The 24,120-nt window shown below is 39.2% G+C and carries 20 protein-coding genes and 1 tRNA gene; 16 read left to right on the forward strand and 5 right to left on the reverse strand.

Annotated elements, in window-relative coordinates; genetic code table 11:
- Nucleotides 1–45: 45 nt before the first annotated feature.
- From AB3K24_RS04090 to hpt, 7 genes are all read left to right on the forward strand, one after another.
- On the forward strand, nucleotides 46–171 hold the full coding sequence (locus tag AB3K24_RS04090) for a hypothetical protein (RefSeq protein WP_367973927.1): 126 nt from the start codon (nucleotides 46–48) through the stop codon (nucleotides 169–171).
- A gap of 154 nt (nucleotides 172–325) precedes the next feature.
- Nucleotides 326–1,576, forward strand: coding sequence for a phosphoribosylamine--glycine ligase (gene purD / locus AB3K24_RS04095; RefSeq protein ID WP_367973928.1), 1,251 nt, complete (start codon nucleotides 326–328; stop codon nucleotides 1,574–1,576).
- Nucleotides 1,577–1,657: 81 nt separating this feature from the next.
- Nucleotides 1,658–3,322 carry a formate--tetrahydrofolate ligase gene (locus AB3K24_RS04100; RefSeq protein ID WP_367973929.1) on the forward strand — a complete coding sequence of 555 codons (1,665 nt, stop codon included), beginning with the start codon at nucleotides 1,658–1,660 and terminating at the stop codon, nucleotides 3,320–3,322.
- Between the two features lie 43 nt (nucleotides 3,323–3,365).
- Nucleotides 3,366–4,169: an alpha/beta hydrolase gene (locus AB3K24_RS04105; protein WP_367973930.1), complete on the forward strand. Its 804-nt coding sequence runs from the start codon at nucleotides 3,366–3,368 to the stop codon at nucleotides 4,167–4,169.
- 75 nt (nucleotides 4,170–4,244) lie between these two features.
- Entirely contained in the window at nucleotides 4,245–5,462 is a 1,218-nt protein-coding gene (locus AB3K24_RS04110) for an OFA family MFS transporter (RefSeq protein ID WP_367973931.1), read from the forward strand.
- A 166-nt stretch (nucleotides 5,463–5,628) separates the two neighbouring features.
- Complete coding sequence (gene purB, locus AB3K24_RS04115) at nucleotides 5,629–6,924, forward strand: adenylosuccinate lyase (RefSeq protein WP_367973932.1); 1,296 nt, start codon at nucleotides 5,629–5,631, stop codon at nucleotides 6,922–6,924.
- The gene (gene hpt, locus AB3K24_RS04120) at nucleotides 6,921–7,484 is read left to right on the forward strand and encodes a hypoxanthine phosphoribosyltransferase (RefSeq protein ID WP_367973933.1); all 564 of its coding nucleotides are present in this window, start codon (nucleotides 6,921–6,923) and stop codon (nucleotides 7,482–7,484) included. Before purB ends, hpt begins: the two co-directional genes overlap by 4 nt.
- A gap of 70 nt (nucleotides 7,485–7,554) precedes the next feature.
- Here the strand turns inward: hpt and fni are convergent, their stop codons facing one another.
- The 3 genes from fni to mvaD are packed head-to-tail and all read right to left on the reverse strand — an operon-like array spanning nucleotide 7,555 to nucleotide 10,575.
- The gene (fni, locus tag AB3K24_RS04125; protein WP_367973934.1) at nucleotides 7,555–8,610 is read right to left on the reverse strand and encodes a type 2 isopentenyl-diphosphate Delta-isomerase; all 1,056 of its coding nucleotides are present in this window, start codon (nucleotides 8,608–8,610) and stop codon (nucleotides 7,555–7,557) included.
- On the reverse strand, nucleotides 8,607–9,632 hold the full coding sequence (locus AB3K24_RS04130) for a phosphomevalonate kinase (RefSeq protein ID WP_367973935.1): 1,026 nt from the start codon (nucleotides 9,630–9,632) through the stop codon (nucleotides 8,607–8,609). Before AB3K24_RS04130 ends, fni begins: the two co-directional genes overlap by 4 nt.
- Nucleotides 9,625–10,575, reverse strand: a complete 951-nt coding sequence (gene mvaD, locus AB3K24_RS04135; protein WP_367973936.1) for a diphosphomevalonate decarboxylase — start codon at nucleotides 10,573–10,575, stop codon at nucleotides 9,625–9,627. Before mvaD ends, AB3K24_RS04130 begins: the two co-directional genes overlap by 8 nt.
- A 182-nt stretch (nucleotides 10,576–10,757) precedes the next feature.
- Between mvaD and AB3K24_RS04140 the strand changes: the two genes are divergently transcribed.
- The 4 genes from AB3K24_RS04140 (at nucleotide 10,758) to AB3K24_RS04155 (ending at nucleotide 15,126) form a co-directional block, all read left to right on the forward strand.
- Nucleotides 10,758–11,930: an AI-2E family transporter gene (locus AB3K24_RS04140; protein WP_367973937.1), complete on the forward strand. Its 1,173-nt coding sequence runs from the start codon at nucleotides 10,758–10,760 to the stop codon at nucleotides 11,928–11,930.
- A gap of 2 nt (nucleotides 11,931–11,932) precedes the next feature.
- Nucleotides 11,933–12,445 carry a tRNA (cytidine(34)-2'-O)-methyltransferase gene (locus tag AB3K24_RS04145; RefSeq protein ID WP_367973938.1) on the forward strand — a complete coding sequence of 171 codons (513 nt, stop codon included), beginning with the start codon at nucleotides 11,933–11,935 and terminating at the stop codon, nucleotides 12,443–12,445.
- Between the two features lie 70 nt (nucleotides 12,446–12,515).
- A tRNA-Glu gene (locus tag AB3K24_RS04150) sits at nucleotides 12,516–12,587 on the forward strand.
- Between the two features lie 139 nt (nucleotides 12,588–12,726).
- On the forward strand, nucleotides 12,727–15,126 hold the full coding sequence (locus AB3K24_RS04155; RefSeq protein WP_367973939.1) for an FtsK/SpoIIIE family DNA translocase: 2,400 nt from the start codon (nucleotides 12,727–12,729) through the stop codon (nucleotides 15,124–15,126).
- A 67-nt stretch (nucleotides 15,127–15,193) separates the two neighbouring features.
- Here the strand turns inward: AB3K24_RS04155 and AB3K24_RS04160 are convergent, their stop codons facing one another.
- The gene (locus AB3K24_RS04160; RefSeq protein WP_367973940.1) at nucleotides 15,194–15,688 is read right to left on the reverse strand and encodes a hypothetical protein; all 495 of its coding nucleotides are present in this window, start codon (nucleotides 15,686–15,688) and stop codon (nucleotides 15,194–15,196) included.
- Between the two features lie 2 nt (nucleotides 15,689–15,690).
- On the reverse strand, nucleotides 15,691–17,346 hold the full coding sequence (ade, locus tag AB3K24_RS04165; RefSeq protein ID WP_367973941.1) for an adenine deaminase: 1,656 nt from the start codon (nucleotides 17,344–17,346) through the stop codon (nucleotides 15,691–15,693).
- A 203-nt stretch (nucleotides 17,347–17,549) separates the two neighbouring features.
- Between ade and glmS the strand changes: the two genes are divergently transcribed.
- The 5 genes from glmS to AB3K24_RS04190 all read left to right on the forward strand — a co-directional run bounded on the left by glmS (nucleotide 17,550) and on the right by AB3K24_RS04190 (nucleotide 24,105).
- Nucleotides 17,550–19,355, forward strand: coding sequence for a glutamine--fructose-6-phosphate transaminase (isomerizing) (gene glmS, locus AB3K24_RS04170; RefSeq protein ID WP_367973942.1), 1,806 nt, complete (start codon nucleotides 17,550–17,552; stop codon nucleotides 19,353–19,355).
- Nucleotides 19,356–19,464: 109 nt separating this feature from the next.
- On the forward strand, nucleotides 19,465–20,247 hold the full coding sequence (locus AB3K24_RS04175; protein ID WP_409201757.1) for an isoprenyl transferase: 783 nt from the start codon (nucleotides 19,465–19,467) through the stop codon (nucleotides 20,245–20,247).
- A gap of 3 nt (nucleotides 20,248–20,250) precedes the next feature.
- The gene (locus tag AB3K24_RS04180; protein WP_367973944.1) at nucleotides 20,251–21,045 is read left to right on the forward strand and encodes a phosphatidate cytidylyltransferase; all 795 of its coding nucleotides are present in this window, start codon (nucleotides 20,251–20,253) and stop codon (nucleotides 21,043–21,045) included.
- Between the two features lie 7 nt (nucleotides 21,046–21,052).
- Nucleotides 21,053–22,306 carry an RIP metalloprotease RseP gene (gene rseP, locus AB3K24_RS04185; RefSeq protein WP_367973945.1) on the forward strand — a complete coding sequence of 418 codons (1,254 nt, stop codon included), beginning with the start codon at nucleotides 21,053–21,055 and terminating at the stop codon, nucleotides 22,304–22,306.
- Between the two features lie 83 nt (nucleotides 22,307–22,389).
- Nucleotides 22,390–24,105, forward strand: a complete 1,716-nt coding sequence (locus AB3K24_RS04190) for a proline--tRNA ligase (protein ID WP_367973946.1) — start codon at nucleotides 22,390–22,392, stop codon at nucleotides 24,103–24,105.
- The last annotated feature ends 15 nt before the right edge of the window (nucleotides 24,106–24,120 follow it).

The following is a 24,120-nucleotide window of genomic DNA, read 5'->3' on the forward strand; positions in this document are numbered from 1 at the left end:
GTGTAGCGCTTTTTCTATGCTATGATTTCTCACAGAGAAATCAACATGACACGTACAATGCCAATCGCATTGACTATTATGATTGCAAATCCAAAAACACATGACATGCTAGTTGAAATCCGCAAAAAATGCCATTTGACCGGGCGTAATCTTGCCAATTTAACACAGTGAAGCTGCGTTAAATAGTTAAGTGAAAGGGCAATCATGACGTTAATAACGAACATTATTTACTTTTGTGAGAAAAAGATAATTTATTAACGAACAAAAATTCTTAAAAATCTGATAAAATAGGTTATAACACAAAATAAATATTTTAGAGGATATGATGAAAAAAGTATTGATTATTGGTTCTGGCGCTCGCGAACACGCTTTGGCACAAACATTTTTACGTAGTGAACAGGTAACGACGGTTATTGTTGCACCGGGAAATGATGGTATGACTGATGATGGATTAAAACGTATGACTGTGCCAGTAACTGATTTATTAGGTCTTCGTGATTTAGCCATTTCTGAAGCGGTTGATTTGACATTTGTTGGCAATGAGGAACCATTGACGTTAGGCATCGTTGATTTGTTTGAAGCATCTGATTTGGCTATTTTTGGGCCATCTAAAGTGGCAGCGCAGCTAGAAGGTTCAAAGTCTTTTACAAAAGATTTGTTGCAAAAGTACGCAATACCGACAGCAAAATCTATGACGGTGGACACGTTAGAACAAGCAACTGATGCATTACAAGCATTCGGCGTACCAATTGTGTTTAAACTTGATGGCTTGGCCCTTGGAAAAGGGGTCACTATTTTAACTGATTTTATGGCAGCTGAAGCTTATTTGACTGATTTATATTCAAAAAATACCACGACTAAACTAGTTATTGAGGAATATCTAAAAGGGGTTGAATTTTCAATTTTTTCTCTTGTTGGGAAAAATGGGGTTATGATTCATACACCGTTAGCACAAGATCACAAGCGACGTTTTGATCAGGATAAAGGGCCGAATACTGGTGGAATGGGTGCTTATAGCCCTGTTCGTTGGCTTAGTGATGACGTTGAAAACCGTGCGATTACCGAACTTGTCGAACCAACGATTAGTGCTTTGGCACAAAAAGATATGCCTTTTACAGGTGTCTTGTACACTGGTGTGATGTTGACAGAAGAAGGACCAAAAGTGATTGAATTTAATGTTCGGTTCGGTGATCCAGAAGCTCAGGTGGTTTTGCCACAATACACCGGTGATTTTTATGAATTGATCAGCCGATTAATCGCTGGTCAACAGGTGTTAGCAAAATGGCAAGAAACGGATGTTTATGTCGGCGTTGTTTTGGCCGCAGCAGGTTACCCAGAATCACCTATTAAAGGTGCGATTGTCCCCTCAGTAGCCGAAGTAACACCGCTGCTTGTTAATTTTGCTGGTGTTAAGGCAGGGCTTGCAAATGGTGGTCGTGTGGTAACAATAGTTTCACATGATATCAGTGCATCTTTAGCGCAAAAAAGTGTTTACAACAAAATTAGTCAGTTGAATACTGAACTAGCTTATCGACATGATATTGCCTATCAAGCAGTCAGTCATGAGAAAAATTAAGTCATGTAAGATTTGAGTGTGAATTAAGCAGTTGTTTTTTCAAAAATGATTCGGAACAATGTAAAAGGGGAGTCAAACGATATGCAAACAGATATTGAAATTGCTCAGGCAGCCAATATTATGCCAATTACAGAAATAGCCACTATAGCTGGATTACAGGCGCATGAAATTGAACCGTATGGTTATGATAAAGCAAAAATAAAACTAGATATGACTGTTAATCGACAGGCAACACTGGGTAAATTAATACTTGTGACGTCGATTAATCCAACACCTGCTGGTGAGGGGAAATCAACGGTGACTGTTGGGTTAGCTGATGCACTACAACTTGCTGGTAAGAAAACCATGATTGCTTTACGTGAACCGTCTCTGGGACCAGTTATGGGGATGAAAGGTGGTGCTACTGGTGGCGGTTACGCACAGGTTGTACCAATGGCAGACATTAATTTGCATTTTACGGGTGATTTTCATGCCTTAACATCAGCACACGATACATTGGCTGCCGTGTTGGATAATAGTTTGCAGCAAGGAAACCCGCTCAATATTGATCCACGCCGTATTTTGTGGAAACGTGTACTGGATATCAATGACCGAGCTTTACGTCATATCAACATTGGGATGGGTGGACCAACCTCTGGGGTACCACGGGAAGATGGTTTTGATATTACGGTAGCCTCGGAATTGATGGCTATTCTAACGCTATCAACGGATTTAATGGATTTGAAAGCGCGTATTGCACGTATTGTTGTTGGTTATACGTACACTAAAGAACCTGTAACAGTAAAAGATCTCGGTGTCGCTGGTGCATTAACAGTGCTTTTGAAAGAGGCAATCAAGCCTAATCTTGTACAAACATTGGCACACACACCAGCAATTATTCACGGTGGGCCATTTGCTAATATTGCACAGGGAACCAACTCCATTTTAGCCACTAAAACAGCCTTGAAATTGGCAGATTATACTGTCACCGAGGCGGGATTCGGAGCTGACCTAGGTGGTGAGAAGTTTTTAGATGTCAAGGTGCCGCTGTTGGGTAAAACACCAGATACAATTGTTATTGTCGCAACGATTAGAGCACTGAAACATCACGGAAACGTCGCATTAAAAGATTTGAACACAGAGAATGTTGATGCACTAGAGATAGGTTTAGAGAATCTAGGGCAACATTTAACTGCAATGGGTCGCTATGGGGTACCAATTGTTGTGGCAATTAATCGTTTTAGCGCTGATACAGAGTCTGAGTTACAGGTTGTCAAAACATATGTTGCACAATTTGGGGCAACAGCTTATACGACTGAGGTTTGGGCAAAAGGTGGTGTTGGGGCGGAAGAATTAGCGGCAGCAGTTATTGAAAAAAGTGCGCAAGAATCTGATTTTACACCACTTTATCAAGCGTCAGATGATCCTATCGATAAATTAAATCGCATTGTGCAAACAATTTATGGTGGTCAGGGGATTGAATTATCTCATTTAGCACAAAAGCAATTATTAGAATTTAGGCAACGTGGTTGGGATAAGTTGCCCATTATTATGGCTAAAACCCAATATTCATTGTCTGATGATGCCAAACAACTAGGAGCGCCAAAAAACTTTGTCATTCATATCCGTGAATTCGTTCCTAAACTTGGGGCAGGATTTTTAGTCGCTATGACAGGATCAATCTTAACAATGCCTGGTTTGCCGAAACATCCAGCAGCACTAGATATTGATATTGATGAAAATGGCGTCATTACCGGTCTTTTTTAAAAGGTAGTTGCGTTTGTAAAAAAATAAAAAGGGGTACGATACTATGGCGTTTTTACAGGTGAATTATTATTCGCAGGTTTTGGGTATGGATCGTGTCATGAACGTTATTTTGCCTGAACTGTCTGATCACAATCCAAACTGGACGGCTGCTGATTTAAAAGACATACCAGTTCTTTATTTATTGCATGGTATGTCGGGGGATCAAGCAGTGTGGTCACGTCGAACACATATCGAACGTTTAGTCCGACAAACACCAATAGCCGTTGTGATGCCATCAACTGACTTGGCTTGGTATACAAATACCCAATATGGTATGAATTATTTTGATGCGTTGTTTGATGAACTACCCCAAAAAATAGGGACGCTGTTTCCTCAAATTTCAAAAAAGCGTGCCAAAAATTTTGTTGCTGGTCTTTCTATGGGTGGATATGGTGCGTTTAAAATGGCTTTTAGTGGGCAACAGTTTAGTTATGCAGCGTCATTATCTGGTGCGTTAATAGGCGATCCAAATTTCCCAGGACGAGATTCATGGCAAAATAACGCCTATTGGCAAGGTATATTTGGCGAATTGAAAAAATTTACAGGTTCAGAAAATGATATTATTGCATTAGCAAAAAAACAATCAGCTATCAAACAACCATTACCAAAACTTTATGCATGGATTGGTGAGCAAGATTTTTTGTTTGATAATAATCAACAAACCATACCACAAATTGAATCATTAGGATATGATGTAACTTTTGAGACAAGTCCGGGGGAACATGATTGGTATTATTGGGATCAAAAAATTGAACGTATTCTCGATTGGTTGCCGATAAATTATCAACCAGAAAAAAGATTATCTTAAATTAGGTTAGAGAACGATGACATGAAAAAACTTCAGGATAAATAATAATAACATAACAAAGGGAAAATAATTATTGTGGAAAATAAATGGGTGCGGGCAGCCTTGCCAGCTTTGCTGATTCATGGCAGTATCGGGACAGTCTATGCATGGAGTATCTTTAAACAGGCTATTGCGGACGACATTGGCACGACTGTACCAAATATTGAATGGGCATTTTCGATTGCCATTTTATTTTTAGGTTTGTCAGCAGCAGCTTTAGGACATTTTGTAGAACGTGATATCAAAAAATCAGCACTATTATCGACGCTATTTTTTGTTGTTGGGATGGTTGGTACCGGTATTAGTATTCATCAAAAGTCATTACTTGGCATCTATATTTTTTATGGGATTATCATGGGCATAGGCTTGGGAATTGGTTACTTAACACCAGTTAAAAATTTAATGCTTTGGTTTAAAGACAACAAGGGACTTGGAACAGGACTAGCTGTGGCAGGATTTGGACTAGCCAAAATGATTTTCTCACCAATTATGGTGAGTTTACAAATACATGTTGGCTTATGGCAGATGTTTGTTATTTTAGGCGCTGTTTTTGCCATTATGATGTTGATTGGCGCAGCCTTAATTAAGAAACCAGCTGATTGGCAAGAAAAACCACTTGTCAATAAATTCAACCCCTTAAACTTGATAAAAAATCCAAACTTTATTGGCATCTGGTTTATGTTTTATCTTAACATTACAGCAGGCTTAGCCATTATTTCGCAAGAAAAAGATATTCTCATGGGGCTTAAAACAAGTGGTGGATCGGCTATATTTTCAGTTGCGGCGATAACGATGATTGTGAGTATTGATGCCTTCTTTAACGCTGCTGGTCGGATTGGATTTGCCAGTTTTTCAGATCGCTTACAGGATCGCAATACAATTTATCGTGTTATTTTTATCATGTCTCTCATTGTGGCGTTAAGTGCTTATTTATTACCATCACAGGCTAGTTTGATGCCAATCGTGATTGTTGCCACTTTTTTCTTAATCAACGCTGGTTATGGTGGTGGCTTCTCTGCATTGCCACCGTTGTTAGCAGATCGATTTGGCATGCATGCCATTTCAAAAATTCATGGGTTAACCTTGACAGCTTGGGCCGCCGCCGGACTATCAGGAAACCAATTAGCTAGTTTTATTGTTCATGGTTTGGGTATGCATTACAAGATGGTATTTGTAGCAATTGCTGTGTTATATGCTATTGCTTTCATCATTTCAATCACTGTAGTAACACCAAAACAAACGTTAGTTGAATAAAACGCTGAGCAACAGCCGTATCGCTCATTTTTCTAAAATGACAGTGTTATTCGAAATTAACGAACGATATGTTTTTTTGTGAGATAAAACTTATAAAATAACGAACGCAAATGGTTCATTAACTGGTACAATTATATTTAAAGACAGAACATAAAGGAATCTAAAAATGATAGAACGTTATTCTCGTCAAGAACTTCGCGATATTTGGTCAATGCAAAATCAATATCAGACTTGGCTCGATGTTGAAATTGCTGTTGATGCTGGCTGGGTAGCCGCAGGACATATTCCAGCTACCGACCTTGAAAAAATCCGTGCTCATGCTAAATTTGACGCAGAACGTATTGCGGAAATTGAATTATCAACGCGTCATGATGTTGTGGCATTTACACGAAATGTCTCAGAATCACTCGGTGATGAACGTAAGTGGATTCATTATGGCTTGACTTCAACAGATGTGGTGGATACAGCACAAGCATTACGATTACGCCAAGCTAACGTTATTATTAAACAAGATTTGCAAGACTGGCGTGATGCAATAAAAAAGTTAGCATTACAGTATAAAGATACAGTTATGATGGGACGCACACATGGGGTGCATGCTGAACCAACAACATTTGGTTTGAAAATGGCACGTTTTTATGCTTCAGCAACTCGGGCGATTGCACGTTTTGATCGTGTGGCCGCAGAAGTAGAGACAGGTAAGTTGTCAGGTGCTGTGGGTACATTTGCGAATGTGCCACCATATGTGGAAGAAATTGCTATGCAAGAGCTTGGCTTGACAGCACAACCTATTGGTTCACAAGTTTTGCCGCGTGATCTGCATGCTGACTACGTTCAAACCATTGCTTTAATTGGGACACAAATGGAAGAATTAGCGACAGAAATTCGATCTTTGCAACGTTCAGAAATTCATGAAGTTGAAGAAGGATTTGCTAAGGGACAAAAGGGTTCTTCTGCAATGCCACATAAACGCAATCCGATTGGTGATGAAAACATTACTGGGTTGGCACGTGTGTTACGTGGTTATGCTGTTACTGCCTTAGAAAATGTGACATTATGGCATGAGCGTGATATTTCACATTCATCGGCAGAACGCATTATTTTAGCTGATGCAACTGCCATTATTGATTATATGTTGCAGCGACATACGGGTATTTTGAACAATTTGGGTGTCTTTCCTGAGACCATGCAAAAAAATATGGATCGTACCTATGGCTTGATATACTCACAACGCCTGTTGCTGAGCTTGATTGATGCGGGGTTGTCTCGTGAGCAAGCTTATGACACTGTACAACCGTTGACTGCTCGTTCTTGGGATGAGCATTTGATGTTCCGCGACCTTGTTGACGCTGATAGCACCATTGGCACACACTTAACCAAAGAACAAATCAATGATGCCTTTGATTATCATTATCATTTACGTCATGTTGATGAGATTTTTAAGAGAGTAGGCTTGGCATGAGATCATTAATTAACCACCCAGCGATCAAAGCAGTTTTGGCAACTGAAACTGATATTCAAGCCCAAGTGCAACGTGTTGCAAATGAGTTAACAGATAAGTTTGAAGATCACATGCAACGTCCAATATTTATTGCTGTGCTCAAAGGTGGTGTCATTTTTGCGACAGATTTGCTACGTAAAATACCACTTGATGTTGATTTTGATTTTATTGATGTCAAAAGTTATTCGGGTGTTTCGTCAACCGGGCAAGTTAAAGTCGTACATGACGTTAGTATGGATGTCACTGGCCGTGACGTTGTTATAGTCGATGAGATTATTGATTCAGGACGAACGATGCAATGGTTGAACAATTATTTTGAGTTAAAAGGTGCAGCCACAGTGACAACGGTAGCATTGGCTGATAAAAAAGCAGCACGTGTCGTTGATTTTGAAGTAGATTATTTTGGTTTAGATGTACCTGATGAATTTTTAGTGGGTTATGGTATGGATTACAATAATTTTTTCCGTAATTTACCAGTTATTGCCATTGTAGATTTTGACAAGCTAGATTTGATTAAGTAAAAGATGGTTAGATCAGTTTAATATTTTTTCTACGATAGGTTATTTTTAATAAATTAGAAAAGCGCGGCTCCTAGTGAGTCGCGCTTTGACGTTGATTGATAAAGTTTTGTAATGCGGGTGAATACAGTCTTTCTGCATGTTGTAGTGATTGCCCGTTTTTGGCACCCAGTAGTGTGAACAAGCGTGGTAAAGCACGTTGCCAATCTTCAATTTGTTGAATAAGTGCCGTTTCGCCTTTATCCATTAAGGTTGCTAACATAAATCCAGCGCTTGAAGTTAAAGAAGCACCAAGCATTAAACTGGTTATTATATCATTAGCAGATTGAATACCACCTGTTGCAATAAGCGGTATTTGATTGTTAGAAAACTGTGCTGATAATAAGCTTTCCACTGTTGATAAACCGTATTGATCGATGTTGAAGGTATCCGGTTGACGATTACGGCGACGTTCAATTACTGCAAAATTGGTGCCATTGGCACCACCCACGTTAATTGCAGCGGGTGCGAGTTGTTTAATGGTTTTAAAAGCCTGGTTGCTCATACCAAAACCAACTTCTTTGATAATTACAGGAACAGGTGATTTAGCAATAATTGTGGATAAATTGTCAAGCCAATAAAATTCACGATCGCCCTCAGCCATAACTAATTCTTGAGCGACATTGACGTGCATTTCAATCGCGTTGGCATCAATCATATCAATCGCATCGCGCACATTTTTTATTGAATGATCTGCACCAAGATTGGCAATTAAAAATCCATCAGGATTGTTTTGACGTGCAATTTTAAAAGAAGCTACTGCATCGGATTCTTTTAAAGCAATAGATTGTGAACCAACCGCCATTGCTAAATTTGTTTTTTGTGCTGCTTGTGCAAGTTGCCCATTAATACGGCTCGTCAAATGTGAGCCACCAGTCATCGCTTCGATATAAAAAGGCCAATCAAAATGATGGTTTAAAAGCATGACACCAAGATCAACATCAGATACTGACATTTCTGGAAAAGTGTCAGGTAACCAACGTATATCGTCAAAATTAGCGCCAACTTGTAGCCGTTTATTTTGACGCCAGATATTGACGCTAAGAGATAAATGTTCATCTTTACGATGTGCTTGATTAGATTCACTCATAAATTCCCCTTTTGTGCTGAAATAACAATGATTTGTGGGTCGATTTGATGCAATTGCCAGAACCGTATGAGCTGATCGGCATTGTCATTAAACACTGCAAATCCGTTGTCCCCGAACCCGGCGCCACTGATTTTACCAGCGATATCTTTTAGACTATCGAGTAACACGGCTAGTTTTGGCGTGACATAACCAGCAGGTAAATTATGAGTGAGTAGTCGCTGATTGGCACGTAGGCCCTGAGCAAAGTGCGCATAATTACCTACAACCACTGTATGAATAATATCTTGAACGATAAGTTGACTATCAGATAAAAATTTTTGAGTTAAGTTCATATTTGTGAGGGCTGACTTAGTGTCAGCCGATTCATGTGTTGCACCGAGCAGTAATTGCCAGTTTTTTGGCCAAGGCAGTGATGTAATTGCTAATTTTGGCCAAGGGTCATTGATAATATCAGGGTTTAGCCAACCATTATCAGTTAGCACAAATTCTGATAAATCTGGGCTTTGATAGGCAATGACACCGCCATAAGTAATTGCTGCGATATCACCTAGAGAACCGTTTTTTTGTACATGTAGGTGAGCCAAACTGGCTAATTTAAAGCGTGTCAAAATAGGTAGATCAAGTTGAAAAAAATCGTTGAAAGCCTCGATAATACCGACCACAACAGCTGCTGAAGAACCTAATCCAATTTTACCAAGCGGACCATTTAAATGACTGATAACTGTAATCGTTATGTCGCTTAAAGGCCTATTTTTATAGTTAAGCGTCATATAGTTACGGATAATTTCAATTGCCGAGCCAACGTAACGCCAATCGTTTGTATAGTGGTTATCAAAACGAGCCATCTGAAATTGCCATGGGTGAGAAATTGTGTTTGAAAAGACGCTTGATTGTGCACTGGCCGCACTTATTTCAACAGTTAAACCAGTGGTTGTCGCAGCAATTATTGCTGTGTTACCAGGATGTGTAATAGCATATTCGCCAGCTAAAAAAAGTTTGCCGGGGATGAAAACTTTAGTCATAAGTTATACCTGATCCGCTTGTAGCAGTTTCTATATGAAGTTGTGGCAGCATGTCGTGTAGGGCTGCTACAACATATGGCGCAGTAGTTAAAGTGGTAATGATTTTAACATTTGGACCCGCATCAATCGTTGCAAAAGCCAAAAAGCCCTGTTGCCGTAAGCCTTGGACGATTTTGAGTATTTGTTGTGTTTCACTTGTGAAGTAGGTGAAAGGCTGTTGTTGTGCAGTTAGATTTAAAGCATGCATACTCAATGCGTTATCTTCGGCAAGGCTACCAATTTTTTCAATGTCTGCAGCCATCACGGCAGCCTGCATGTCAACGAATTGGGCGTTACTTTTTCTTAACCAGTCACCATAATTTGGTGAAGTGACTGCACGACGCATGCCTTCACTAGAACTCACTTTTTTAACATCAGCTGATACCTCCGCTACTACAAGGGCAATGGGCATATCTGGCGCGTGCAGACTTTCCGCAAAGGAAGACATATCATCGACACCTTCATGCCACATAGCAAAATGCCCATAAAATGACCTTGATGCTGACCCAGATCCGCGACGAGCAAGACGTGACAAAGCTTCATTTGGTATGGTGAGTTTGAGTTCACGAGTAACTGCGCCAGTTAGCGCTGCAAATGCAGAAGCAGAAGAAGCTAACCCAGCACTTGTTGGTACGTGATTTGTTGAGGTGACTGTTAGTGGGCCAAAGTTGCCAAGTTGTTCACGTAATATGTTTAAAAATTGGTGCGTTCTTGTGGTGTCTACTGGTATATCGTTTAAAATTAATTGGTCAGCTTGTGCATGAGTCGTGACTGTTGTTTGTGTATAAAACTGATCAAGTGTTAAAGACAAAGAACTGGTAGTCGGTAAATTTAAAATAGGGTCTTTTTTACCCCAATACTTGATGAAGGCGATATTCGTGTGTGCGGTTGCAGTAGTAGACATAGGGATTCTTTCTGAAAATATAAGTTACTTCAATATTATCATATTTAACCCTTTTAGACAGTGTTCATTATCTAAAAAGAGGAAGATTATACGTTTAGAAGTGTGGGAAATATGGTAATATAGTGGTAATACAATATATGCGAAAAATTATTAAATTTTCATTTGAATAGAGAGGGCTTTTCATGGGTAAAAATAAAGAACCACAGTCGTGGTACCGGCGGTTATTGTCGGGTAATGATTTAGTGCATGGGTTGGTTGTGATTTTGCTGGTCTTGTTAATTATTTTTTTGGGTTGGCAAATCCGTTTTGTGTTTGAACCAGTACGCGCATTATTTACAGCAGTTGGTGCACCAATTTTAATTGCGGGCGTGCTTTATTATTTGTTAAGCCCAGTGGTCAATTTAGTTAGTAAATATACCCGATTACCACGCGGCATATCAATTGGTATTATTTTGGTCTTGTTGTTGGCAGTGGCAGCAGGTCTTATAACGATCGTTGTGCTCGTGTTACGCAGCCAACTGGTAACTTTTACAGCCAATTGGCCAAATTATTGGCATACAAGTCAGAATTTTATTAACGAAACGTTTAAATCAGACCAGTTTAATCCAGTCAGAGAGTTTTTAAATCATACAAACACGAATATTAACCAAACTGTGATTGATTGGAGTCGTAAATATCTGACAACTGGTGTAGCTGGTATCAGCTCGTTTGCATCAGTATTAACAACCGTTAGTATAACGGCAGTCGCCACACCGTTTATTTTATATTATATGTTGTTGGATGGGCATAAGTTTTCTGAATTTATTGGCGAAAAATTCCCACCACAAGCGCAGCATTCAGTACAACAATTGCTGACAGATATTAGTAAACAAATTGCGCAATATATTCGTGGTCAATTAGGGGTGGCTTTTGCTGTCATGATTATGTTCAGTATTGGTTTCACATTGATTGGTTTACCCTATGGTATTTTATTGGCATTAATGGCGGGATTCTTTAACATGATTCCATATGTTGGTTCAATTATTGCGCAAGTGCCAGTTTGGACAGTTGCACTCATTGCAGGTGGACCGAAAATGTTGATTTTAGCCATTATTGTCTTGGCGATTGAACAGCCAATTGAGGGCCACGTTATTGCACCCAAAATTTTGGGTGAAGCGTTATCTATCCATCCAGTAACTGTCATTGTTGTGTTATTAAGTAGTGGTCATATTTTTGGTGTGCTGGGAATTATTTTAGCCGTACCAACCTATGCTGTTTTAAAAGTTATTGTGACTCGTATTTATATGTGGTGGCGTAACAATTCAGAATTTTATAAAGATGAAGATGAAGATGAAGATGAAGTGGAAGAAATATAAAAATGACAAATCATATTGTATTGTTTGAACCTTTAATGCCAGCAAATACTGGTAATATTGCCCGTACAACCGCTGGTACAGATGCGATTTTACATCTCATTGAACCGTTGGGTTTTGATCTCGATGATAAACATGTTAAACGTGCAGGGTTGGATTACTGGGAGCATGTCAAATTAGTAAAACATGCAAGTTTACCTGACTTTTTGGCAACTTTGGATGAAAAAGATCAACTTTATTTAGTATCTAAATTTGCTAATATGGCTTATACACAGCCCAATTATAAGCAAGCGGAAGGCGATCAATATTTTTTATTTGGGAAGGAAACAACTGGCTTACCAGAAGTGTTTATGCGCCAAAATTCTGAAAAAGCGATTCGAATTCCACAAAATGACACACATATTAGGTCATTAAATCTATCCAATACGGTTGCAATTGTTTTGTTTGAGGCTCTCCGTCAGCAAAGTTTCCCCAATTTGGACACGATTCATACTTATGAACAAGACAAGTTGAAGTAAGTATTTGACAGCATTTAGAAAAGCTGTTATCATAATATAGTTATTTCAGTAATGATATAGCACTGACCATGGCTCGTTGGTCAAGCGGCTAAGACGCCGCCCTTTCACGGCGGAATCGAGAGTTCGATTCTCTCACGAGCTATAAAAAGTCGCAGCTATCGTTGCGGCTTTTTATATTCTTTCTGTAAGACATTTTTAAGTTTGCAAACGAACAACTGTTTGCCTAGATTTCATGATAAAATAAAGTATTACATAATAATTAATTATAAAGGTGAAGATAATTGGCCACACGAAAAACACCACAAAAGCGACGTGCAACAACGTCGCGGAAAAAAGCAAGCACCAGTCATATTATTAGTAAAAATATTGCCATTTTAGTGAGCGCATTGTTTGGTGTATTAGGGATATTTAAGCTGGGTCTATTAGGCGCATATGTGGCGAATCTCTGGCGTTTTTTCTTCGGTAATTTGTATTTAGGATTTCTAATACCCTTGACGGCAGCGCTGATTTATTATTTTATATTTAAAAAATTACCCAAAGTTGCGAGCCATTTTTGGATTGGGGCCCTGATGGTTTATATTGCATTACTCACCATATCTTCTTTGTTGTTTTTTACATACACATTGAAAAATGGTAGTGGTTATATTAGTGAAGTTGGTCGGTTAATTGGGCAAGACTTTGTAAATAAAGCAGCGAATACACCTGTAGGTGGTGGTAGTGTTGGTGCAATAATTTATCAACTATTATTTACGCTCATGTCAAATATTGGTACATGGATAGTGACAATAATAGTATTGTTTAGTGGTATTATTATTTTTTTCCGCATCCCTGCCCGTGATTTAACGCAAAAAGGTATCGAAAAAGCGCAGAAAGGTGTTACTTATATTCAAGATCAGCATGCGAATATGCCACAACGTGCACCGCTTTTTAAAAAGCGTGACCGACAAAAAAAGCGGATTAGTGATTATGACACTGATCCATTAGGTGTGCATAAAGAATCAGTCGTGGCGACCGATGAAGCCCCATTGTCAACTCATGATAAGGCAACGCAAGTAGGTGGTAATTTTGTAGAGCCTGAGATTAAATGGCAAGGGCCTGTAACAGCAGAAGCAAAGAAGCATGATGCTGTGGTAAAACCAGTGACAAAGAACATAGAAAAACTGACTGAATCTAATGACGAACATATTGAATTGGCTACAGGTACACCTGAAAATGAGAATCCAGACTATCAATTGCCAACCATTGATTTGTTAACACAAGTAGCGCCAACTGATCAGACCAAAGAATTTAAGAGTTTGACCGAAAAATCACGATTAGTTCATGATACATTGTTAAGCTTTGGCGTGGAAGCGGAAGTAACCAGTGTATCTCTTGGGCCAACCGTGACACAATATGAACTCAAGCCGGGACAGGGTGTTAAAGTCAACCGCATTGCCAATCTATCTGATGATTTGGCATTAGCATTAGCGGCTAAATCAATTCGTATTGAAGCGCCAATACCTGGTAAACCCTATGTAGGGATTGAGGTACCTAATGATACACAAGCGACTGTTGGGTTCCGTGACATGATTGAGCAAGCACCTAAAGATAATGAACATCTTTTAAATGTGCCCTTAGGCCGTGATGTCACAGGGAATATTATTATGGCCAATTTAGCCGACATGCCACATTTGTTAATTGCTGGATCAACAGGTTCAGGTAAGTCGGTTGGTTTAAATGGTATCATTATTTCAATTATTCTCAAAGCAAAACCAAGTGAAGTGAAATTGATGATGGTTGATCCAAAAGTAGTTGAACTATCAATTTACAATGGTATACCACACTTATTGACCCCAGTTGTTTCTGATCCCCGTAAAGCAGCCAAGTCTTTGCAAAAAGTTGTGGACGAAATGGAAAATCGTTATAAATTACTGGCACAATTCGGGAAACGTAACATTGGCGAATACAATTTAGCAGTTGAAAAGCAGAATGCTGAGGCAAAAGAAACAGGAGCATCTGTGATGCAAAAGATGCCTTATATTGTCGCAATCGTGGATGAATTTGCAGATTTGATGAGTACAGTTGGTTCAGAAATTGAAGTGTCTATTGCCCGTTTAGGCGCGAAAGCCCGTGCAGCAGGAATTCACATGATTTTAGCAACTCAAAGACCAGATGTGAAGGTTATTAACGGCACAATTAAAAGTAATATTCCAGGCCGCATTGCCTTTAGAACGGCTTCTGGTATTGATTCACGTACGATTTTGGACAGTAATGGCGCTGAAAAATTGTTAGGTAAAGGAGATATGATTTTTGCGCCACCTGGCAAACCGACACAACGTGTCCAAGGTGCATTTATCAGTAATACTGATGTGACTAATGTTGTGGAGTTTGTCAAGGCGCAACAAGCCGTTCAGTATTCTGAGTCGATGACGGTAACAGATGAGGAAGTTTCACAAGATAAAGGTGATGGTTTGAGTCAAGGAGATAGTGAGGATGAACTATTCCAAGAAGCTGTACAATTTATCATTGAACAGCAAAAAGCCTCAACATCCTTGTTACAACGCCGTTTCCGTATTGGTTATAATCGTGCAGCACGATTAATTGATGATTTAGAGTCGGGGGGGTATATTGGTCCCGCTGATGGGTCTCGTCCACGTCATGTTAATATCAGTGACGGTAGTTCAGGTGTGGAACAAGATTAATTTTAACTGATAAGATGATTGATAAAAAATACACGAACTTAAGACAAGGTCTTAAGTTCGTGTATTTTTATTGTTGCTTAAACATAGGTTTAATTTTTGCGACAAAACTATTATCAGGATCATTCACAAATTTAGTATAATCATACCAATAATTATCAGATAGAATAACTGGTTCTGCAATATTGTCTGGAATAAGGCTTCTCGGGATATCACCATTATTAGTTAAAGGACCATCATAATTTTTAGAAAAATCTTGCAACTTTTTTTCAATGACTAATGATTGCGGGCCAAACCAGTTGTAAGGCTCACGATGGATTTGACTGTCATCGGTTTGGAAAATACCAGGTTGTGTGCACACTGTAAATGGATGAACCAGTGAAACAAATGTGATTTGGTTTTTATCAAAATAAATGATGCAACCAGCCATTTCAGAGGGGAGATGTAACTGCTCATTCTTTTCTGCTACCAGTAGTAGCAGGCCAGTATAGTCAATGTTTAATGTCGCTGGTTGACCAAGCAAAATTGTGAGTAGTTTTTCTGGGGACGTACTTAACGTTTGCATAATTAGTCTTGAACCTGAATAAATGAAAAGCTGTTGAAGTCAAACAAGCCCTGATCAGTGATTTTAAGACTTGGGATGACAGGTAAAGCCATAAAAGATAATGTTAAGAAAGGATCGAACGTAATATCGCTCATAGCAGAAAAAGCATGCTGTAACACGTTATTAGCTGCAATGACGTCTTTGAAGGACTGATCAGACATTAAGCCGCCAATGGCTAGTGGCAAGGTGGTTATCTTGCCATTGTTAACAACAACTTGACCACCACCAATTTCACGTAATGTATCTGCAGCGAGAATGATATCTGAATCATTGGTACCAGCAATGATGACATTGTGAGAATCATGAGCAATAGTTGAAGCAATGGCACCAGATTTAAGGTTGAACCCTTTGATTATGCCAACACCGCGACCAAGGTTATGATAACGTTCAGCAACAATTATTTTTGCGTAGGTATTATTTGGTTGAAAATAACCAGCGATACTTGGCACATGTTCAACGGTGTGCTGGGTGGTAATGTGGTGAGGCATAATATTAATCACATGTGCAGGTTTGCTAGGATTAATTTTTAACGCAATATCTGACGTTGTTAAAGTAAAATTGAGTAATTGATTGGCTAATTGTGTGACTTTTGTTGCAGGTTCAGCATACCACTCACCATTGACCATGGTTTTTTTTACAGTAAAATCATGTAGTTGATCGAGTATGACTAGATCAGCTACAAATCCGTCTGTTAAGGCGCCTATATTTTGGAGATGCTGTGCCTGGGCAGCATTATAACTACCAATTGTGAAAGCCATGGCAGGATCCATACCATTTTTGATGGCTAACTTCACACTGAAATCAATCGAACCTTCATGTTGTATGTCGTTTGCTGTTTTATCATCAGTGGCAAATGAAAAATGTGATTGATTTGCCGCGTTGATCGCTGGTAAAATAGCAACTTCATCACGTTCAACTGTGCCTTCACGTACAAACACAGAAAAGCCTGCGTTTAAACGGTCAAGGGCTTGCGCAGCATTTTCACTTTCGTGATCCGTATCAATGCCATACTTACGATAAATGGCGAGTTGCTCACGAGACAATCCCGAGGCATGACCATCAACATGTTTACCAGCTGTTTGCGCATCAATGATTTTTTGATGCATATCGGCATCTTCATTGAAAACAGCAGGAAAATCCATCACTTCTGCCAAACCATTAACTTCAGGGACGCTATAAAACGGTTTGAGCGCGTCTGCATGAAGTGTTGCACCGGCATGCTCAAATGGTGTTGCCGGAACAGATGAGGGCAGCATGTAGTGTATATGGAGAGGTGATTGACGCGCATCCTCTAGCATATATTGAATGCCTGACACACCTGAAACGCTCGCAATTTCGTGTGGATCAGCAAAAATTCTCGTAATGCCATGTGGTATGACGAGCTTACTAAATTCACTAGGCGCTAATAATGAGCTTTCAATATGGACATGAGCATCAATTAATCCGGGGATAACATATTGTCCCTGAGCATCATAAGTATGCGCGGCTTTTAAATCTGACCGATGGCCACGATAAACAATTTGAGCCTTGTCAATCCATAGTTCGGTTTCATCAAATTTAAGGTTAAATACATCTAAAATCTTGGCATTAATAATATGCCATGATACGTTTTTTGTCACGATAACGCTCACTTTCATTTTTTAATAGTTTACCACAATTCAGTGTTTGTGTTTTATAATGTCATATAGTACGAGAAACAACCTGTTAATTAGAACTATACCAATTTTTTTATATTGTTGACAAACAGGCTGTCATACTTTAGAATAGTGGGTGTTAGTCTAATATTAAAGTATTAACCAATTTTAAAAAAGAGGATTTATATATGTGTGGAATTGTTGGCGCTACAGGGTTAAATCAAGTTTTACCAAGTTTGTTAAGAGGTTTAGAAAAATTAGAGTATCGTGGTTATGATTCAGCAGGCGTTTATGTTAACGGCGGTGATGCTGGTGGCTTTTTAGTACGAGAAAAAGGTCGTGTTTCTATGTTAGAAGCAGCAACCAAGAATAAAAACATTACTGGTACGGCGGGCATTGCACATACACGGTGGGCGACACACGGTGGCGTTTCTGTTGAAAATGCGCATCCACATATGTCTGAGGACGGGCGCTTTTTCTTGGTCCATAATGGGGTCATTGAGAATTATGAAGAGTTACGCGAAACATATTTACAAGGGGTAAAGCTACACTCGCAAACAGATACAGAAGTTGCGGTGCAATTGATTGATAAATTTTCAAGAGAAAATAATATGTCAACATTTGATGCGTTTCGTCAAATGATTTCTTTGTTAGATGATAATTCAGCCTATGGCTTCTTATTAATGGATAATGAAACGCCTGATTTATTGTATGCTGCTAAGAAAAAGTCACCTTTATTAATTGGTGTTTCTGAACAAGGAAATGTTGTGACATCCGATGCGGCCGCAATGCTTGATGTGACAAAAGATTTTATTGAGTTAATGGATGGTGAAGTTGCAGTTATTGACAAAGAAAAAGTGAGTTTGTTTGATGCACAGGGTAACCAAATTACGCGTGATTCATTTCATTTAGATATTGATGCTTCAGAAACTGACAAGGGTATTTACCCTTATTACATGTTAAAAGAAATTGATGAGCAAGTGGTTGTGGCACACACATTGGCACAATATTATTTTGATGAAGCGGGGCAGATTCGAAATATTGATGACAAAATAATTGAAGCCATTAAAGCGGCTGATCGTCTTTATATTGTTGCTGCTGGTACATCGTATCACGCTGGTCTTGTGGGCAAACGTTATTTCGAGCAATGGACAGGTATTCCGACAGAAGTGCATATTTCTTCAGAATTTGCCTATGACCAACCGCTGTTGAGTCAGCATCCATTCTTTATTTTCTTGAGTCAATCAGGGGAAACGGCCGATTCCCGTGAGGTGCTTGATAACATTGTTAAACAAGGCTTTCCTTCTTTGACTGTTGCCAACGTTATGAATTCAACCTTAACGCGTGAAGCAGATTTTGCGCTACCATTACTAGCAGGACCAGAGATTGCAGTGGCATCTACAAAAGCTTACACGGCACAAATTATTGTCGAAGCAATCTTGGCACATGCAGCAGGTAATAGCCATGTTGATTTGAAAAATGAATTAGCAAAGGCCGCCGTTGAAATGCAGGTTATCATTGATCAAAAAGCTGCCTTTAAAACTATCGCTGAAGAAGCTTTACGGGGACATCAATCAGCATTTTATATTGGTCGTGGTTTGGATGCAGCAGTAGCTGTTGAAGCAGCACTAAAATTAAAAGAAATTTCTTACATTCAAACAGAGGGATTTGCCGCAGGAGAATTGAAACATGGTACAATTTCATTGATTGAAGAAGGGACACCAGTCTTTGCACTGTTGACACAGTCAAAGACTGCAGGATTAGTTCGCGGAGAAATTGCGCAAGTAGCAGCCCGTGGCGCTAATACTGTCATTATTTCAGGAAAATCACTGGCGAAAAAGAATGACGCATTTGTTTTGCCAGATGTGAATGAATTATTAATGCCATTGTTAACGGTTATACCAGCCCAATTAATTGCTTACTATGCAACATTGGATCGCAATCTTGATGTTGATCGTCCAAGAAACTTAGCGAAGTCGGTTACTGTACAATAAACTTTGGACGTGATAAGAAAATTCTTATCACGTTTTTTTGTACCTTGGCGTGACATCTGGTAAAATGTACTAGATACCATTGCGCGTACTGCGCATCAAGGAGGGGGCCATCTTGGCGCTTTTTAAAACGAAAACGAATCTTAGTACCGTACAGGCACAATTAAAAATACCAGAGCATATTGCCATTATTATGGATGGTAATGGTCGTTGGGCAAAGCGACGGTTGATGCCACGAATTGCTGGACACAAGACAGCAATGAATACTGTCAAAAAAATTACCATCGCAGCCAATGATTTAGGTGTTAAGGTGTTAACTTTATACGCATTTTCAACTGAAAATTGGTCACGTCCTAGCGATGAAGTTAATTTTTTGATGCAATTGCCAATTGACTTTTTTAATGATTTTGTGCCGGAATTGGTTAAAAATAATATTCAAGTGCAAGTCATGGGAAATGTTGATGGGTTACCAAAAGGGACACAGATAGCAGTAAAAAATGCCATTAATCAAACAGTCCAAGGAACGGGGATGATTTTGAATTTTGCCTTGAATTATGGTGGACAAGTAGAAATCATTGAAGCAACTAAAGCTATCGCGCAACAAGTTGCTGATGGTGAAATTTCACCTAGTGATATTGACGCCAATATTTTTTCAAAAGCATTACAAACAGCTAATCTTGGCATTTTGGCTGCACCAGATTTGATGATACGGACTTCAGGTGAATTACGTTTGAGCAATTTTATGCCCTATCAAGCAGCCTATACAGAACTATATTTTACTGATGTCTTATGGCCCGACTATACTGCAGATAATTTAGTTGAAGCTATTGAATCATTTACCTTACGTGATCGTCGATTTGGCGGTTTAAACGACAAATACGAAAGCGAGTCTTGATACATGAAAGTCCGTGTTATAACAGCCGTTGTGGCTTTACTCATCTTTGTACCACTTCTAATTATTGGGCATTTACCATTGCTGATTTTGACAGTGATAATGGGTGTTGTTGCTGTAAGTGAAATCTTACGGATGAAACATATTATCTTTGTAACAACAGAAGCATTTATTAGTTTTGTTGGAGTTATCGCAATTATTTTACCTAATAATTTTTGGCATGACGTCCCTTTTATTAAAAGTGCCCATGTTGTGTTTTACATATTAGCTTTCTTAATGCTATTAAATACGATACTTGTTCGTAATCATTTTAATTTTGATGATGCAGGGGCAATGACTTTGGCGATGCTCTATATTGGTACTGGCTTTCATTATTTTTTTCAAGCAGCAAGTGTGGGTCTGGCGACAGTCTTGTTTGGTATGCTGATGGTTTGGCTCACTGATTCTGGTGCATACATGGTTGGACGGGCAATAGGGAAGCACAAGTTGGCACCTAAAATCAGTCCCAATAAGACATGGGAAGGATCAGTCGGTGGCAGTGCAGTTGCGATTGTTATTATTCCTGCGTTGTTTAGTATTTTCAATTGGTTACCAAGTTATAGTTTTATTGAGTTGTTGGGATTTGCAGTTATTCTGTCAATTGCTGGGCAGTTGGGAGACCTAATTGAATCTGGCTTTAAACGTCATTATCGTGTCAAAGACTCAGGAAATATATTACCAGGTCATGGTGGCATTTTAGATCGTTTTGACTCAATGCTCATTGTCATGCCATTAATGGCTATTTTAGGCATGTTAGGATAAAAACCATATGAATTTAACTGCAGTTATAACATTTATAGTTGTTTTTGGTGTATTGGTAGCAGTACATGAATTTGGCCATTTTTTTGTCGCTAAAAAATCTGGTGTATTGGTTCGAGAATTTGCGATTGGCATGGGGCCAAAATTATTAAGTTGGCGCCGTAATCACACAGCCTATACGATACGTTTACTGCCAGTGGGTGGATATGTCCGTATGGCAGGGTTAGATGACACAGCGGACTTAGATGCCGGGCAACGCGTGCGACTCACATACAACGAACAAAATAATGTTATAAAAATAGACACGCGTATTGATGAAATAGGTGATGGCGTGCCATTTCAAGTGGATACGTTTGATTTAAGCGACGCATTAATTTTAACGGGTTTTTTAAATGGCGACGAGTCATCTCAAACGTTTAAAGTGGATCATAATGCGACGATTGTTGAAACTAATGGGACAGAGGTTCAAATTGCACCACGAGATTCGTGGGTTCAAAGCGCCAGGGTTTATAAAAGGGCGCTGATTAATATTGCAGGCCCAGCAATGAACTTCATTTTGGCGCTGGTTATATTTTCCGGATTGGCATTTGCCTTGCCAAACGTGACTTTAAATGAGCCAATTGTGGGGACTGTCCAAAATAATATGCCCGCAAAAGCAGCTGGTTTAAAGTCTGCTGATCAAATTACTGCGATTAATAATCAAAAAACAACGACTTGGCAACAGGTGGCAACAGAGATCAGCAATACTAAAAATAATAAGCTGACATTTTCCGTGTTACGACATGGCAATGAAATGACATTAAATATGACCTCGAAAACTGTTAAAATAGATGGTGTTAACAGATTGTTAGTAGGCATAACACCAAAGACATACACTGATTTTGGTTCACGTATTAAATATGGTGTCTTAACAACGAGCACAACGATACAAAGAATTTGGTATGCTTTGAGTCATCTTTTCTCTGGTGGCTTTAGTTTAGATAAATTAGGTGGTCCCGTATCTATTGCAAAGCAAACATCAGCAGTAGCTAAAACGGGTATGTTAGAGACTTTGGCCTTTATGGCTGTGCTATCTCTTAACTTAGGTATTATGAACTTGATTCCAATACCAGCTTTAGACGGGGGCAAATTAGTTTTGAATGCGATTGAAGCTATTCTTCGTAGACCGTTACCATCAGCATTCGAAAATGCAGTGACAATTGGTGGTGCTGCATTCATGTTTGTTTTGATGATTGCTGTCACAATAAACGACTTATTGCGATGAAAAAGCAAGTTAAAAAATAATATCTTTACTTGGCGCAAGACGCCGTACATAATTCAGAAAAAGAAAATTGAGGATCATGACTTATGAAACAATCTAAATTGTTAATGCCCACGTTACGAGAAGTTCCTGCTGATGCAGAAGTTAAGAGTCACCAGCTACTGCTTAAAGCTGGATTTATCCGTCCTGTGGCAGCGGGTATGTTTTCATATTTGCCAATGGCTAAACGGGTGCTTAATAAAATTGAAAACATTATTCGTGAAGAAATGAATCTTATTGATGCAAATGAGATGTTAGTGCCAGAAATTTTACCAGCTGAACTTTGGGAAAAATCAGGGCGATACGCAACATATGGACCGGCATTGTACAAATTTAAGAATCGACAGGATCGGAATTTCATTTTAGGACCAACTCATGAAGAAACATTTACGCAATTAATGTCTGATGATATTAAATCTTATAAAAAGTTGCCATTAGTTGTTTATCAAATTCAACCAAAGTTTCGTGATGAAAACAGACCACGTTTTGGCCTTTTACGTACGCGGGAATTTATTATGAAGGATGCTTATTCGTTTAGTGCGGATCAAGAAGGTTTGGATCAAGCCTTTCATAATATGGAAACTGCTTATGTCAATATTTTTGATCGTGTAGGATTGACATATCGTGCAATTGTTGGCGATGCTGGGGCAATGGGCGGCTCAGATTCAAAAGAGTTTTCAGCGCCGGCTGCTGCTGGAGAAGATGTTATTGCTTATTCCGATGCGACAGACTATGCGGCTAACCTAGAGATGGCGAAGGATTTTTATGAACGTCAAAATGCAGCAGTTGTACCTAAAGAATTGACGACAATTGACACACCAAATGAAAAAACGATTGCGGAAATTTCAGACTTCTTATCAATACCCACGTCAGCCGTTGCGAAGACAATGATGTTTATTGCTGACGATAAGTTAGTCGCCGTTGTTACAACTGGTGATTTTGAAGTCAATGCTGTGAAAGTTCAAAACTTTTTAAACGCAGATGTATTTGAAGTAGCAGAAGAAAAACAAGTGCGTGATGTATTGGGCGTAGGGTTTGGATCGCTTGGTCCGGTTAATTTACCTGAAACAGTTCAGTTATTGGTTGATGAACGTGCTGCCGACTTAGGAAATTTTGTTGCTGGTGCGAATGAGGATGGCAAACATTATTTGAATGTCAATTGGCAACGAGATGTTAAACTTTCTGAAGAAAATATTGGTGATTTCCGAACAGCACGTGAAGGTGATACTGCTGTTGATGGAAAAGGCAAGCTCGTATTTACGCCAGGAATTGAAATTGGGCATATATTTAAACTAGGTACGCGTTATTCAAAGGCCCTCGGCGCACAAGTGTTAGATAAAAATGGGCGTCAAACAGACCTGATTATGGGATCATATGGTATCGGCGTGTCTCGGTTACTTAGTGCCATTGTTGAGCAAAAAGCTGACGATGATGGCCTGGTATGGCCAGCAAGTGTAGCACCATTTGATGTGCATATTGTGCCAGTCAATATCAAAGATGATGATCAAGTACGTGTCGCGGAACAACTAGAAAAGTCTTTGACAGCACAGGGACTAGAAGTTTTAATTGATGACCGTAAAGAGCGTGCCGGTGTTAAGTTTGCTGATGCAGATCTAATAGGCTTACCAATTCGTATTACAGTTGGCAAAAAAGCTAGTGAAGACATCGTTGAAGTTAAGGTACGAGAAAGCAATACTAATATTGAGATGCGACTGAGTGAAGTCGTAGATTCTGTTTCAGTACTATTAAATGGTGATAAATAAGACAGAAAGCCGATG

The organism is Leuconostoc aquikimchii (genome assembly GCF_040838325.1).
Lineage (GTDB): Bacteria > Bacillota > Bacilli > Lactobacillales > Lactobacillaceae > Leuconostoc > Leuconostoc aquikimchii.

Excerpts from the sequence above, each read along its gene's own strand:
- AB3K24_RS04090 (WP_367973927.1), top strand. The coding sequence starts at position 46 with ATGACACGTACAATGCCAATCGCATTGACTATTATGATTGCAAATCCA.
- purD (WP_367973928.1), top strand. The coding sequence starts at position 326 with ATGAAAAAAGTATTGATTATTGGTTCTGGCGCTCGCGAACACGCTTTG.
- AB3K24_RS04100 (WP_367973929.1), top strand. The coding sequence starts at position 1,658 with ATGCAAACAGATATTGAAATTGCTCAGGCAGCCAATATTATGCCAATT.
- AB3K24_RS04105 (WP_367973930.1), top strand. The coding sequence starts at position 3,366 with ATGGCGTTTTTACAGGTGAATTATTATTCGCAGGTTTTGGGTATGGAT.
- purB (WP_367973932.1), top strand. The coding sequence starts at position 5,629 with ATGATAGAACGTTATTCTCGTCAAGAACTTCGCGATATTTGGTCAATG.
- hpt (WP_367973933.1), top strand. The coding sequence starts at position 6,921 with ATGAGATCATTAATTAACCACCCAGCGATCAAAGCAGTTTTGGCAACT.
- fni (WP_367973934.1), bottom strand. The coding sequence starts at position 8,610 with ATGAGTGAATCTAATCAAGCACATCGTAAAGATGAACATTTATCTCTT.
- AB3K24_RS04130 (WP_367973935.1), bottom strand. The coding sequence starts at position 9,632 with ATGACTAAAGTTTTCATCCCCGGCAAACTTTTTTTAGCTGGCGAATAT.
- mvaD (WP_367973936.1), bottom strand. The coding sequence starts at position 10,575 with ATGTCTACTACTGCAACCGCACACACGAATATCGCCTTCATCAAGTAT.
- AB3K24_RS04140 (WP_367973937.1), top strand. The coding sequence starts at position 10,758 with ATGGGTAAAAATAAAGAACCACAGTCGTGGTACCGGCGGTTATTGTCG.
- AB3K24_RS04145 (WP_367973938.1), top strand. The coding sequence starts at position 11,933 with ATGACAAATCATATTGTATTGTTTGAACCTTTAATGCCAGCAAATACT.
- AB3K24_RS04160 (WP_367973940.1), bottom strand. The coding sequence starts at position 15,688 with ATGCAAACGTTAAGTACGTCCCCAGAAAAACTACTCACAATTTTGCTT.
- glmS (WP_367973942.1), top strand. The coding sequence starts at position 17,550 with ATGTGTGGAATTGTTGGCGCTACAGGGTTAAATCAAGTTTTACCAAGT.
- AB3K24_RS04180 (WP_367973944.1), top strand. The coding sequence starts at position 20,251 with ATGAAAGTCCGTGTTATAACAGCCGTTGTGGCTTTACTCATCTTTGTA.
- rseP (WP_367973945.1), top strand. The coding sequence starts at position 21,053 with ATGAATTTAACTGCAGTTATAACATTTATAGTTGTTTTTGGTGTATTG.
- AB3K24_RS04190 (WP_367973946.1), top strand. The coding sequence starts at position 22,390 with ATGAAACAATCTAAATTGTTAATGCCCACGTTACGAGAAGTTCCTGCT.